5 protein-coding genes, 3 tRNA genes, 3 rRNA genes and 1 other RNA gene are annotated in these 13,997 nt (G+C 32.5%); all 12 read left to right on the top strand.

Translation table 11 applies throughout. The features are described 5' to 3' along the window. The first annotated feature begins 150 nt into the window (after positions 1-150). Positions 151-1,680, top strand: a 16S ribosomal RNA gene (locus tag KHD59_RS01075). 78 nt (positions 1,681-1,758) lie between these two features. Beyond that, positions 1,759-1,835 (top strand) — tRNA-Ile (locus KHD59_RS01070). Positions 1,836-1,903: 68 nt separating this feature from the next. Continuing rightward, positions 1,904-4,782: ribosomal RNA gene (locus KHD59_RS01065) — 23S ribosomal RNA — on the top strand. A gap of 39 nt (positions 4,783-4,821) precedes the next feature. After that, positions 4,822-4,937, top strand: a 5S ribosomal RNA gene (gene rrf / locus KHD59_RS01060). Together the 16S, 23S and 5S rRNA genes with 3 tRNA genes alongside form the textbook arrangement of a ribosomal RNA operon. Before the next feature lie 11 nt (positions 4,938-4,948). Continuing rightward, a tRNA-Val gene (locus KHD59_RS01055) sits at positions 4,949-5,024 on the top strand. A gap of 60 nt (positions 5,025-5,084) precedes the next feature. Continuing rightward, positions 5,085-5,160 (top strand) — tRNA-Asn (locus KHD59_RS01050). A gap of 81 nt (positions 5,161-5,241) precedes the next feature. Next, on the top strand, positions 5,242-7,416 hold the full coding sequence (locus KHD59_RS01045) for a polyribonucleotide nucleotidyltransferase (protein ID WP_213680413.1): 2,175 nt from the start codon (positions 5,242-5,244) through the stop codon (positions 7,414-7,416). A gap of 767 nt (positions 7,417-8,183) precedes the next feature. Further along, positions 8,184-8,393, top strand: a complete 210-nt coding sequence (locus KHD59_RS01040; protein ID WP_213680412.1) for a hypothetical protein — start codon at positions 8,184-8,186, stop codon at positions 8,391-8,393. A 248-nt stretch (positions 8,394-8,641) separates the two neighbouring features. Next, positions 8,642-9,039, top strand: an RNA gene (rnpB, locus tag KHD59_RS01035) — RNase P RNA component class B. 142 nt (positions 9,040-9,181) lie between these two features. Continuing rightward, a complete protein-coding gene (lysS, locus tag KHD59_RS01030) occupies positions 9,182-10,660 on the top strand; it encodes a lysine--tRNA ligase (protein ID WP_213680411.1) in 1,479 nt (492 codons plus the stop codon). Between the two features lie 73 nt (positions 10,661-10,733). Beyond that, a complete protein-coding gene (locus KHD59_RS01025; RefSeq protein WP_054598483.1) occupies positions 10,734-11,123 on the top strand; it encodes a hypothetical protein in 390 nt (129 codons plus the stop codon). Between the two features lie 113 nt (positions 11,124-11,236). After that, entirely contained in the window at positions 11,237-13,966 is a 2,730-nt protein-coding gene (locus tag KHD59_RS01020; protein ID WP_213680410.1) for a PHP domain-containing protein, read from the top strand. The last annotated feature ends 31 nt before the right edge of the window (positions 13,967-13,997 follow it).

The following is a 13,997-nucleotide window of genomic DNA, read 5'->3' as shown; positions in this document are numbered from 1 at the left end:
ATATTAAGTAAAATTATAGTAATTTAAGTTGATCACTACTTCTTTGAAAACTGAAGATGATATTTTATTATTTATTATGATGTTTATATCATAAAAATTTTAAATATTACTATAATTTAAATAAGTAAATATTACTTATTTAAATGATTTATTACGAAGAGTTTGATCCTGGCTCAGGATGAACGCTGGCGGCGTGCCTAATACATGCAAGTCGAACGGAAACCTTCGGGTTTTAGTGGCGAACGGGTGAGTAACACGTAAGCAACCTACCCTAAAGACGAGGATAACCATTGGAAACAGTGGCTAAGACTGGATAGGAAGATAAAAGGCATCTTTTATCTTTTAAAAGACCTAGTAATAGGTATGCTTTAGGAGGGGCTTGCGCCATATTAGTTAGTTGGTAGGGTAATGGCCTACCAAGACGATGATGTGTAGCTGGACTGAGAGGTTGAACAGCCACATTGGGACTGAGACACGGCCCAAACTCCTACGGGAGGCAGCAGTAGGGAATTTTCGGCAATGGAGGAAACTCTGACCGAGCAACGCCGCGTGAATGACGAAGTACTTCGGTATGTAAAGTTCTTTTATCAAGGAAGAAAAGCAAATGGCGAACCATTTGTTTGCCGGTACTTGATGAATAAGCCCCGGCTAATTATGTGCCAGCAGCCGCGGTAAGACATAAGGGGCAAGTGTTATCCGGAATTATTGGGCGTAAAGGGTGCGTAGGCGGTCTAGTAAGTCAGTGGTGTAATGGCAACGCTTAACGTTGTCCGGCTATTGAAACTGCTAAACTTGAGTTAGATAGAGGCGAGTGGAATTCCATGTGTAGCGGTAAAATGCGTAAATATATGGAGGAACACCAGAGGCGTAGGCGGCTCGCTGGGTCTTAACTGACGCTGAGGCACGAAAGCGTGGGGAGCAAACAGGATTAGATACCCTGGTAGTCCACGCCGTAAACGATGAGTACTAAGTGTCGGGTTAAACCGGTACTGAAGTTAACACATTAAGTACTCCGCCTGAGTAGTACGTACGCAAGTATGAAACTTAAAGGAATTGACGGGACTCCGCACAAGCGGTGGATCATGTTGTTTAATTCGAAGATACCCGAAAAACCTTACCAGGTCTTGACATGTTTTTGCAAAATGATAGTAATATCGTGGAGGTTACCAGAAACACAGGTGGTGCATGGTTGTCGTCAGCTCGTGTCGTGAGATGTTAGGTTAAGTCCTAAAACGAGCGAAACCCTTATCGTTAGTTGCCAGCACGTTATGGTGGGGACTTTAACGAGACTGCCAATGATAAATTGGAGGAAGGTGAGGATCACGTCAAATCAGCATGCCCCTTATGACCTGGGCTACAAACGTGATACAATGGCTGTTACAAAGGGTAGCTGAAACGCAAGTTCTTGGCCAATCCCCAAAAACAGTCCCAGTCCGGATTGAAGTCTGCAACTCGACTTCATGAAGTTGGAATCGCTAGTAATCGCGAATCAGCATGTCGCGGTGAATACGTTCTCGGGGTTTGTACACACCGCCCGTCAAACCACGAAAGTTGGCAATACCCCAAAACGGTAGCCTAACTCGTTTATTCGAGAGGGCGCCGTCTAAGGTAGGGTCGATGATTGGGGTTAAGTCGTAACAAGGTATCCCTACCGGAAGGTGGGGATGGATCACCTCCTTTCTAAGGAAACCAATAAAATCAATCATCTTCAGTTTTGAAAGACTTAGGCAACTAAGTTTTTCTTCGTGACTTCACGAAGGGCCTATAGCTCAGTTGGTTAGAGCACACGCCTGATAAGCGTGAGGTCGGTGGTTCAAGTCCATTTAGGCCCACCAGAGTTATAGGTTTCGTAAGAACACAAATTCTTTGAAAATTAGGTAAATAATAGTTATTTATCCGGAACATTAAAGGAAATAAGAGCGCACAGTGGATGCCTAGGCACCAAGAGCTGATGAAGGACGCAATTAACGGCGATACGCTACGGGGAGCTGTAAATAAGTGTAGATCCGTGGATTTCCGAATGGGGCAACCTACTATAAGAAGTTATAGTATCAATTGTTAGGCAACTAACTGATTGAAAGGAACGCAGTGAACTGAAATATCTAAGTAACTGCAGGAACAGAAAGTAATAACGATTCCGGTAGTAGTGACGAGCGAATCCGGAACAGCCGGATACCAATAACTAGTTACCAAATTTTAATTAACTCGAAATAGTTGGAAAGCTATATCCCAGAAGGTGAAAATCCTGTAGAGGTAAGTTAAAATCTAGGGTATCCTCAAGTACGGCGAGACACGAGAAATCTTGTTGGAAGATAGGAGGACCATCTCCTAAGGCTAAATACTCCTTGGTGACCGATAGTGAACTAGTACCGTGAGGGAAAGGTGAAAAGAACCCCGGAAGGGGAGTGAAATAGATCCTGAAACTGTGTGCTTACAAGTAGTCAAAGCTCGTTTAAGAGTGATGGCGTGCCTTTTGCAGAATGAACCGGCGAGTTATGATATAGAGCAAGGTTAAGTTTGAAGGAACGTAGCCGTAGCGAAAGCGAGTCTGAATAGGGCGTTTAGTTGTATGTCATAGACCCGAAACTGAAGTGAGCTAGCCATGAACAGGCTGAAGTGACGTGACCACGTCATGGAGGGCCGAACCAGGACACGTTGAAAAGTGTTTGGATGATTTGTGGCTAGAGGTGAAATTCCAATCGAACTCAGAGATAGCTGGTTCTCCCCGAAATAGCTTTAGGGCTAGCGTTGGGTATTTAATAGTTCTTGAAGGTAGAGCACTAAATGAGTGCGGGCTCCACCTCGGGGTACCAATCTCAATTAAACTCCGAATGTCAAGAACCGTATCCCAGCAGTCAGACGATGGGTGATAAGGTCCATGGTCAAAAGGGAAAGAGCCCAGACCGTCAGCTAAGGTCCCTAAATTAATGTTAAGTGGTTAAGGAAGTAAAAACGTTAAAACAATTAGGAAGTTGGCTTAGAAGCAGCCATCTTTTAAAGAGTGCGTAATAGCTCACTAATCTAATATTTTTGCACCGAAAATGTAACGGGGCTAAACATTATACCGAAGCTACGGATATGTTCCGGCTAGTAATAGCTAAGGAACATGTGGTAGGGGAAGCGTTCTAACATCGTAGAAGCTATAGCGGAAGCAGTAGTGGAGAGGTTAGAAGTGAGAATGCCGGTGTAAGTAACGAAAAGATAGATGAGAATTCTATCCGTCGAAAACCCAAGGTTTCCAGGGGCAGGGTCGTCCGCCCTGGGTTAGTCAGGAACTAAGGCGAGGCAGCAATGCGTAGTCGATGACCAGCAGGCTAAAATTCCTGCACTAAAAAAATCACTGATGGAGGGACAAAAGAGGATAAGCACGCCCTTTATTGGATTAGGGTCGAAAAATCGAGTTTGAGAAGATAGGCAAATCCGTCTTCTTACTTGCCAAAAAATGAGATTTGAGGGTAACGTGACTGTGTTCATATTTTCTAGAAAAGCTTCTAGGGTTAATGATTTTTTTACCTGTACCGTAAACCGACACAGGTGGGAAGGTAGAGTATACTAAGACGCGCGAGAAAACTCTTGTTAAGGAACTCGGCAAAATGACTCCGTAACTTCGGGATAAGGAGAGCTTTTATGATAAAAAGTAAAAGCCGCAGAGAATAGGCCCAAGCGACTGTTTATCAAAAACACAGGTCTCTGCTAAACCGTAAGGTGATGTATAGGGGCTGATGCCTGCCCGGTGCTGGAAGATTAAGAGGAGATGTTCGGGCTTGCCCAAAGCATTGAATTGAAGTCCCAGTGAACGGCGGCCGTAACTATAACGGTCCTAAGGTAGCGAAATTCCTTGTCGGGTAAATTCCGACCTGCACGAAAGGCATAACGATTTGGGCGCTGTCTCAACAAGAGTCTCGGTGAAATCAAATTACCGGTGAAAATGCCGGTTACCCGCGACAGGACGAAAAGACCCCATGGAGCTTTACTGTAGCTTAATATTGGAATTGGAAATCTCATGTACAGGATAGGTGGGAGACAGAGAACTTTAGACGCTAGTTTAAAGGGAGTCACCGGTGGGATACCACTCTTGAGATTTTTAGTTTCTAACCTGCATAAGTGGATTATGAGGGACAGTGTTTGGTGGGCAGTTTGACTGGGGCGGTCGCCTCCTAAAAAGTAACGGAGGCGTTCAAAGGTTCCCTCAAAATGGTCAGAAATCATTTTTAGAGCGTAAAGGTATAAGGGAGCTTGACTGTGAGACCTACAAGTCGAGCAGGGACGAAAGTCGGACTTAGTGATCTTGCGGTACCGAATGGAAGGGCCGTGACTCAACGGATAAAAGCTACCCTGGGGATAACAGCCTTATCGCCCCCGAGCGTTCACAGCGACGGGGCGGTTTGGGACCTCGATGTCGGCTCATCGCATCCTGGAGCTGGAGCAGGTTCCAAGGGTTGGGCTGTTCGCCCATTAAAGCGGTACGCGAGCTGGGTTCAGAACGTCGTGAGACAGTTCGGTCTCTATCCGTCGTGGGCGTTGGAAATTTGCGAGGAACTGTCCCTAGTATGAGAAGACCGGGATGGATATACCGCTGGTGCACCAGTTGGTTCGCCAGAGCCATAGCTGGGTAGCTATGTATAGTATGGATAAACACTGAAAGCATCTAAGTGTGAAGCCTCCCTCAAGATGAGATTTCCCTAAGAGATCCCTGAAAGACGATCAGGTTGATAGGCTAGAAGTGGAAGAGTAGTGATATTTGGAGCTGACTAGTACTAATAGATCCAACGACTTTGATGATAATGGAAAATAACTAGAATTTGCCTAGTTTTGAGAGATTCCGGGTGATTTAACACAGGGGTTCCACCTGTTCCCATCCCGAACACAGCAGTTAAGACCTGTGGTCCCCACAATAGTAATTCATTTGGATTGCCAAGATAGGGGTTTGCCCGGAATTATTTGTAGTAGAGAATTAGCTCAGCTGGGAGAGCGTCTGCCTTACAAGCAGAAGGTCGGGGGTTCGATCCCCTCATTCTCTACCAAAACCGGAAACTTAAGAAGTACATTTTTAAGGTTTTTAGGTAATTATAAGTGTTATTTAAGCCTATGTAGCTCAGTTGGTAGAGCATCTGACTGTTAATCAGAATGTCCTAGGTTCGATCCCTAGCATAGGCGCCATTTTAAATTTTTAATATTTTATTTTCAAAAGTAGTTTGTGATGTTTTGTCGCATTTATTTTAGAAAAAAAAGGGGATTTTCATGACTTTAAAAGTGTTTGAAACTACTTTTGAAAATAATTTACTTATTATAGAAGTTAATAAATTAGCTAAACAAGCTAATAGCTCTATTTTAGTGCGTTATAAAGATACTGTTTTATTAAGTGTTTTGGTTATTGGTGATAATGAAGTTTCTTTAGATTATTTACCTTTAATGATTTTTTATCAAGAAAAATTTTATGCAGCAGGAAAAATACCAGGAAATTTTTCTAAAAGAGAAGGTAAACCTTCTGATGCAGGTATATTGAATGCTCGTTTGATAGATAGAACATTAAGACCATTATTTATTAAGAATTTTAATAAAGAAATTCAAATTGTAAATACTATTTTAAGTAATGATGATAGTTGTAATAATGAAATTTTTGCTATTTTAGGTAGTTCTTTAGCATCTTTAATTTCTGATGCTCCTTTTGATAAAGCTGTTGCAGCAGTATGTGTAGGTCGAGTTAATAATAAATTCATTATTAATCCTGATCCTCAACAAAAAAATATTTCTGATTTATGGTTATTATTAAGTGGTACTGAAGATAAATTAAATATGATAGAAATTAGTTCTAAAGAAATTTCAGAAAAAGATTTAATATCAGCTATGTTATTTGGTCATGAATTTATTAAACAATTATGTAGTTTCCAGGAAGAAATTAAAAGAAAATTAAATATTGTTAAAAATATTCATTCAATAAATAATTATAATATTGATTTGTTTAATAAATTTAAATTTAAATATTTTGATATTTTTAAAAATAATTTTAAAAAATTAATTAATAAAAAATTTGTTAAAAAGATTTTTTCGGATGAAATTAATAATATTAAACATATTATTTGGGAAAAATTTATAGAAGATAAAGAATTTGTAATTAATATACCCAAAGATTTTATTGTTGCTTGTGAACATCAATATAAATTGGAAAAAACAAAAGAACAATTTACACATATGTTTAATGATTTATTCACAGATATAATGAGAGAAATTGTTTTAAAAGAAAAAAAAAGAATTGACGGTCGAACTTTAAACGAAATTCGTGTTATTCAAACTGAAGTAGGAGTTTTGCCGCGTACTCACGGATCAGCTCTTTTTTCTAGAGGTGAAACTCAAAGTTTAGCGGTGGTTACTATTGGTGCTTTAAGTGAATGTAAATTAATAGATGATCTTAGCGAAGAAGAAAAAGAATCTTTTATTGTTCATTATAATTCTCCACCTTTTGCTGTAGGTTCGATTGGTAAATATATGATGCCTTCTAGAAGAGAAATTGGTCATGGAATGTTAACTAAAAAAGCTTTATCTAATGTACTTCCTATTGAAAAAGATTTTCCATATACTATTAGGGTAGTATCGGAAATTTTAGAATCTAATGGTTCATCTTCTCAGGCAACTATTTGTGCAGCTTCTATGGCTTTGATGGATGCAGGAGTACCTTTATTACGACCTGTAGCGGGTTTAGCAATGGGATTATTTTTTGAAAACGAAGATAATTATGCTATTTTAAGCGATATTCAAGGTTTAGAAGATCAAAAAGGTGATATGGATTTCAAAATCGCCGGTACTATTAAAGGTATTACAGCTGCACAAATGGATATTAAAATAGAAGGTATTAGTTTTAATATTTTACAAGAAGTTTTGGAAAAGTCTCGTTTAGGAAGAATAGAAATTTTAGAAAAGATGAACAATGCTATTCAAAAACCTCGAGAACATATGTCTGTTTATGTTCCAAAGGTGAAGATGATTAATATTCCTGTAGATAAAATTCGTGATATTATCGGTGCTGGTGGTAAAATTATTAATCAAATCATTGAGACTTATGATAATGTTAAAATAGATATTCAACAAAACGGTAATATTTTTATTATGCATAACAATGAAAGTATTGTTAATCAAGTATCTAATTATATTTTGAATTTAGTAGATGAAATAAAAATAGGTAAAGTGTATGAAGTTACTGTTATAAAAATTTTGTATGATAAAAAAAGTGGTCATTCTTTTGCTGCTATAGTTCAGATTTTTCCTGGGATCGAAGGATTTATTCATATTAGTAAATTATCTAATGCGAAAGTTGAATGTGTTGAAGATGTTATTTCGATAGGACAAAAAGTTTTAGCTAAATGTATTTGTATTAATGAAAAAGGTAAAATAGATTTATCTTTGATTTTGGAAAAATAATTATTTAAATTAATATTTAATTTTAAAAAAAATTTGTTAAAATAATCGATGATAAGAATAATGGAAGGTGATCGAAGTTAGATATTTTTTTGAAATTAAAAATTTCTAATTTAGGAAAGTCCATGTTAGCACATAGGGCGCCAAAGAGGCCTAATTATCTTGTCAATTGACCAATGACCAGTGCGATAAACACTGAAAGGGTAAGAATGGTTCCTGAATGGAAACGCTCAGGAATTACAGCAGTTCTTAAAAGCGGATTGCGATGAAGTAGCTAGTCAAGACGATTCCGCCACCGAATGGTTCCATGGACAAGCCTGTAATGGCCTAAGAAGACAAAGAGGATGTAATTAACAAACCTGTTCGTAAGCTACTATAAATGGACAGTCCAGAGTCTATCAATTTAGTATGTGGATTAGATAGTTTATCAATTAAAATCTGGAATCTCACCATTTCTTAATGGTTACTTCGCCTAAAGAACCAAGGTAGATATTTAGAGCAACTTGGAGAATCCTAAAACCAAATAATTAAATTTATAAATCAGGAAATAAAAGTCCTGATGGTTAAGGATAAAGAATCTTCTTAGTAGTCGTAAGAGTAAACCTAGATTTGGAATAATCTAGACAATCGTCTTACCAAGAAGAGAGATAACGACTCTCGTAGGGCGAAAGAAGAAAGTAATTTATTGTTTATTCGTGTTGAGACCGCATAAGGGATAGGTAAAACCTATAAATGATTTTGAACTATTAAAATCGAATCTTCTTCGGACAATGAATAAAATTCATGACCAATCTTTAAAACCAGACCCATTAAAACAAGAACTCAAATGGGGAATGAACAACTTAACTAATACTTATCTCGCGTTTAATAAGGTTGCCACTAATAAAAGAGCAGGAATACCTGAAATCAACGGGAGAACAATAGATGATATGGACTTAAATAAACTAAAGAAATATCACCAAAAATACGTTCACAAATAATAAACTCATCATGTCGGAACCGTTAGAGATGCTAATTGGAGAAGTATGATGAACAAAAAAAACTGTACTATTTCAGGTTTGTCATCGTGATAAGGCCAACCGGCAAATGTATGATATTAGAATATTTGAAAAGAATAAAAGGTCAAGAATAAGCATTTAACCAGTGGTGACACGAAGTTAAACTCTAAAAAGAGATAAATTACGGAAAGCGGTGTGCTTGGAAACTTGCTCGCACCGTTTGGACGGGGGCTGTTGGTAATATTTGATAGAAAAACAAATCTTATCAAGGAAACGCCAATAATCTATCCGTATCTTGGGAAATGTATGTAGTGTTTGTGCTTAAGAAAAAAATAACTTAAGGCATTTAAATTTATTTAAATGACGGCTTTGAAATTCTAATAACTTTTTTATAAAGTAAAATAAGTTGATGAATGTAAAAATAAAGTGCCACAGAGACGAATTGATTAGAAATGATCAAGTGAAACGCGGTAAACCCCTCAAGCTAGCAACCCAAAAAAAGGTAGGGGCATATAAAAATTAATATTTCCTTTATGCAATATAAAAAATTAATTTTTATACTATTTTAAAAATAGAGATAAATGATCACACTTATTGATGAAATAAGAACAGAACATGGCTTATGCACATTATTTTCTTATCTGGAGAATCTTTTTTTAAAAAAGATTCTTTTTTTATTTATTTTAAATGTTACAATTGTTAATTTAAAAAAAATTATAATAGTATAATAATATGGGTTATGATTTGCCAAGTAGGAGTTTTTACATTATATGAATAAAGAAGATATGACAGAACAAGAAACAATTAGAAGAGTTAAGTTAGATAATTTAAGAAAAAATAATGTAGAACCTTTTCGTAATAAATTTATAGAAACTGAATCTATTAGTTCTTTATTGTTTCAATATAACTCTTGGACAGCTAATCAATTGGAAAAAGATCAAATATTAGTCTCTGTAGCTGGCCGAATCATTTTAAACAGAATACAAGGTAAAGCTGGTTTCGCTAACATACGTGATTTTGAATCTGATATACAAATTTATATTCGTCGTGATAACATTACAGAACAAGAATTTAAAATTTATAATTTGTTGGATTTAGGAGATATTATTGGCGTTACAGGTATATTATTTAAAACGAATACGGGTGAATTGACTATTAAAATTTTTAAATTAGTTATTTTAAGCAAAAGTTTGCGACCTCTTCCTGATAAATATAAAGGCTTACAAGATAAAGAGGTAATGCGAAAAAAACGTTATTTAGATTTGATTGTTAATCCTAAAGCTCGTAAAACTTTTGTAGATAGAGTTAAAATTATTCGTTTTCTTAGAGATTTTTTTAATAGTGAAAATTTTTTAGAGGTTGAAACAGCTGTATTAAATTCTTGTGTTGGCGGCGCTAATGCTAGACCTTTCGTTACTTATCATAATACTTTAGCAGCTAATTTTTATTTAAGAATTGCTACAGAAATTTCGTTAAAAAAGTTAATTATAGGCGGTATGAAAGCCGTTTATGAAATAGGTAAAGTATTCCGTAATGAAGGTATTGATGCTAGTCATAATCCTGAATTTACAACTATAGAAGCTTATTTGGCTTACGCCAATATGGATACTATGATGTCTTTAGTTGAAAAATGTTTGAAAGAAGTTTGTTATAAACTTTTAGGTAAGTTAGAGTTTAATTATCAAGGAAATTTGATTAAATTTGATCACTTTTATAAATATGATATGATTGAGATTATTAAACAAAAAACTAATATTGATTTTAATCAGAATATGTCTTTATTAGAATGCCAAAAGTTAGCTAAAAATCACGATATCACTTTAGAAGATTTTTACAAAAAAGGTCATATTATATCTGCTTTTTTTGAGAAATTTGTTGAACCATATTTGATACAACCTACTTTTATTTGTAATTATCCTATAGAAATTAGTCCTTTAGCTCAAGTGCATCCGCGCAATTCACAATTAACAGAAAGATTTGAATTATTTGTGGCTGGTAAAGAATTGGTCAATGCTTTTAGTGAATTAAATGATCCTATAGAACAAAGAAAACGTTTTGAAGAGCAGATCTTGCAAAAGTCATTAGGTAATGATGAGGCTCATGAATTAGATGAAGATTTTATAGAAGCTTTAGAATACGGTATGCCCCCAACTGGTGGTTTAGGTATAGGAATAGATCGTTTAATCATGTTATTAACTGATAATTCTAATATTCGTGATGTTATTTTATTTCCTCATTTAAAAAAGTAACATAGGGATCATCATATTATAATAATTAATTATTAATTTGTTGTTCTATTTTATTAGTGAAGGATTGATAATAATGAACAATTTATTTTTATTTTGTAAAATAAAAAAGTTATTTTTATATTTTTTGAAAATCATAAATCATTCTCATATTAATTCTGATATGGATTATGAAAATATGGATAATATCTATATTATTAAATTAGCTGATAAAATTATAGAACAATTTTCGTTGTCAGAAATAACAATAAATATTGAATTTTTACAAGAACATTTATTGTATTATCTTCAAGAACAAGAATCGTTTTTACCTACTCAAGAATATAATTTATATATGATTATAATATTTTTAGAATCTTTTTATTTTGCTGAATTTCAAATATTAAATCATGATGAAAATAATAATATTTTAAATTATTTTGAAACGGAGTATGATAAACGAAATTTAAAAAAAATTTTTAATTAAAAAGTATTTATTAATTATAATATAATTTTTTATATAATCAGAATGATTTTTATATATTAGTTATTTGGGTATTTAATGTTATTGATTATTGGTAAGAAAGTGTTTTGCGTGTTATGATAGGGGTTTTTTATTTACAAAGTTTTTATAGCATTAAAAAAAGTGTTCATTCAGTGGAATCTTTGGTTAAAAAAGCGTACGAAAGTAAATATGATTTTGTAGCTTTAAGTGATGTCGAAAACTTGTACGGGATGATTCAATTAATGAAGTTTTGCCGTGAATATAAAATTAAACCTATTATAGGAGTGCAAATTTATATTTATTTTGATCTTTTAAAATATCGTGATATTAAAATTAGTTTTTTAATTTATGCTTTTGATAATGATGGCATTAATAATTTAATTAAGATTTTAAACTTTATTCAATTAAATAATAAAATAACTGTAACGGATCTTCAAAAATTTCAAGATGGTATTTTTTGCATTTTATCTAATTTAGATTTTATTTTATGTGATATTTTAAAAGATGAAATTATGAATTTAACCATTTATGAAAATAAAACTCTTTTTATTTTTGAAACTTTGCGATTTTTTCAAAAAAATATTAAAAAATTATTTTTTGGATTTTCGTTACAATCTTTTTTATTACAAGATTATGCAGGTTTTTTTTTAAATATAGCTAAAAAATTAAATTTAAAAGTGGTTTTAGTTAATAAAACTAATTATTTAGTTTCGGAAGAAAAATTAATTTATCAATATTTATATAAAATAAATGATTATCAAAATAATATTAAAAAATTTATTAATCCTCAGCAAATTAATGAACAAATTACTTTGGATGTTGAATTTATTGACTATAAACAAATTCAAGAACGTTATCAATTTTACAATATTAATGATTTTGAATTATTTCTTGATTTAGAAAAATTTTTACCATTAATTAAATATGATATTTCCCCTCCCTCAACTGTATGCGATTTTAAACATGATTTAGATTGCGATAATTTTAAATATTTACAAAAAAAAGCTAATAATTTTTTAACTTATTATTTGCAAAAAAATATAAATATAAAAAAACATATTTTTTATATTCAACAACTACAAAAAGAATTAATTTTGATTAAAAAAATGAATTATGTTGATTTTTTTTTAATTGTTTTTGATTTAATACAATATGCTAAAAATCAAAAAATTTTAATAGGGCCTGGAAGAGGTTCTTCAGTTGGTTCTTTATTATGTTTTTGTTTAGGAATTACTGAGATTGATCCTGTAAAATATAATTTGCTTTTTGAGAGATTTTTAAATTTTCAACGAACAACTGTTCCTGATATTGATATAGATGTACCTGATGATCAGGTTACTAGAATGATTAAATATCTTGTTGATAAATATGGAATTGAACATATCGCTAATTTAATTACTTTTCAGAAATATTCTAAAGATTCTTTTCTTATGGATTTAAAATTAATTAACCAAAATGGTATTGAAATCAATATATCTCATGCTAAAGCGATTTGTTCTCGATTTGCTTCTATTATTCAAGGTATTCCAAGATTAGTTGGCACTCATCCTTCTGGAGTCATTATTACTAAATTAGATTTATCTAAACATTTACCTATTAAAAAAAATTCTAATAATTCTGTTATATTATATCGTGTGCAATTTGATCATAAACAGTTAGAACAATTAGGTTTTATTAAATTAGATTTGTTAAATTTGCGAAATCTTTTTTTAATTAATAAAATTGTTACTTTAATTGAACAAACAAATCAAATCAAAATAGATTTATCAAATATACCGTTAAATGATTCTAATACCTATAATATATTACAAAAAGGAGATACCAATTATATTTTTCAATTAGAATCTTTATCTGCTAGGAAAGTTATTGAACGCCTTAAACCTAAAACATTTGAAGATTTGGTTGCTGTTTTATCTTTTAATAGACCTGGTGCTATAAAATTTGTAGATCTTTATATAAAAAATAGAATAAATCAAGAATCAAAATTTATTGATATAGAAATTGTAGATAATATATTGTGTGATACTTATGGTGTGGTTTTGTATCAAGAACAAATGATGAGAATAGCTTCAGAGTTTGCAGGTTATAATTTGGGGCAAGCGGATTTATTTATGAGACAGATTATGGCTAAATCTTCCGAATCTGTTAAAATTAATTTAAAAAAAAGTTTTATTACTCAAAGTGTTTTGTATCAGAGAACAGATGAAATGGCTAGTAAAGTTTATGATTATATTGCAAAATTTTCTAATTATATTTTTAATAAAAGTCATGGTGTAGCATATGCTTTAATAAGTTATAGAATGGCTTATTTAAAAGCTAATTATTTACTTTATTTTGGTATAGTTTATGCAGAAGAATATCCAGATGATTATGCTAATATTCGAACGTGGTTATCACAAATTAAAAAATATATTAAAATACAAAAACCTCATATTTTATATAGTGATGTTAGTAATTTTCGTATTTTAAATAATCAACTTTTTTTACCTTTAAATTTTATTAGAGATATTAGTTTAGAAATATGCCGTACTCTTATAAAAGAACGTTCTATAAAAAAATTTGAAAATTTTGATGATTTTAAAATAAGATTAAAAAATGTTTTAAATAAGGAATCGTTGCAAAAATTTATTTTTGCTGGAGCATTAGATAATGTATTCGCTTTAACTCGTATACAATTATTGCAAAATTGCGATTTTAATTATATAGAGCATAGTCAATATTTGACTAATTTTCGTAAAAAAGAATTTAAAGATAATTATGATCAATTAATTTTAAAAAAAAATTTTCAAAATGCTTTTAAATTTAAATTAGATATTATTGATTAATAATAATTTTGTAATATAGGAGGAAATAATA

The sequence above is a fragment of the Sesame phyllody phytoplasma genome (genome assembly GCF_018390775.2).
In the GTDB taxonomy this organism is placed as follows: domain Bacteria; phylum Bacillota_I; class Bacilli_A; order Acholeplasmatales; family Acholeplasmataceae; genus Phytoplasma; species Phytoplasma australasiaticum.
Note: the sequence above shows the minus strand (reverse complement) of the source record. Positions and strands in the feature narration are given on the sequence as shown.

Coding starts and splice junctions, on each gene's coding strand:
- KHD59_RS01045 (WP_213680413.1), top strand. CDS start 5,242: ATGACTTTAAAAGTGTTTGAAACTACTTTTGAAAATAATTTACTTATT.
- KHD59_RS01040 (WP_213680412.1), top strand. CDS start 8,184: ATGAATAAAATTCATGACCAATCTTTAAAACCAGACCCATTAAAACAA.
- lysS (WP_213680411.1), top strand. CDS start 9,182: ATGAATAAAGAAGATATGACAGAACAAGAAACAATTAGAAGAGTTAAG.
- KHD59_RS01025 (WP_054598483.1), top strand. CDS start 10,734: ATGAACAATTTATTTTTATTTTGTAAAATAAAAAAGTTATTTTTATAT.
- KHD59_RS01020 (WP_213680410.1), top strand. CDS start 11,237: ATGATAGGGGTTTTTTATTTACAAAGTTTTTATAGCATTAAAAAAAGT.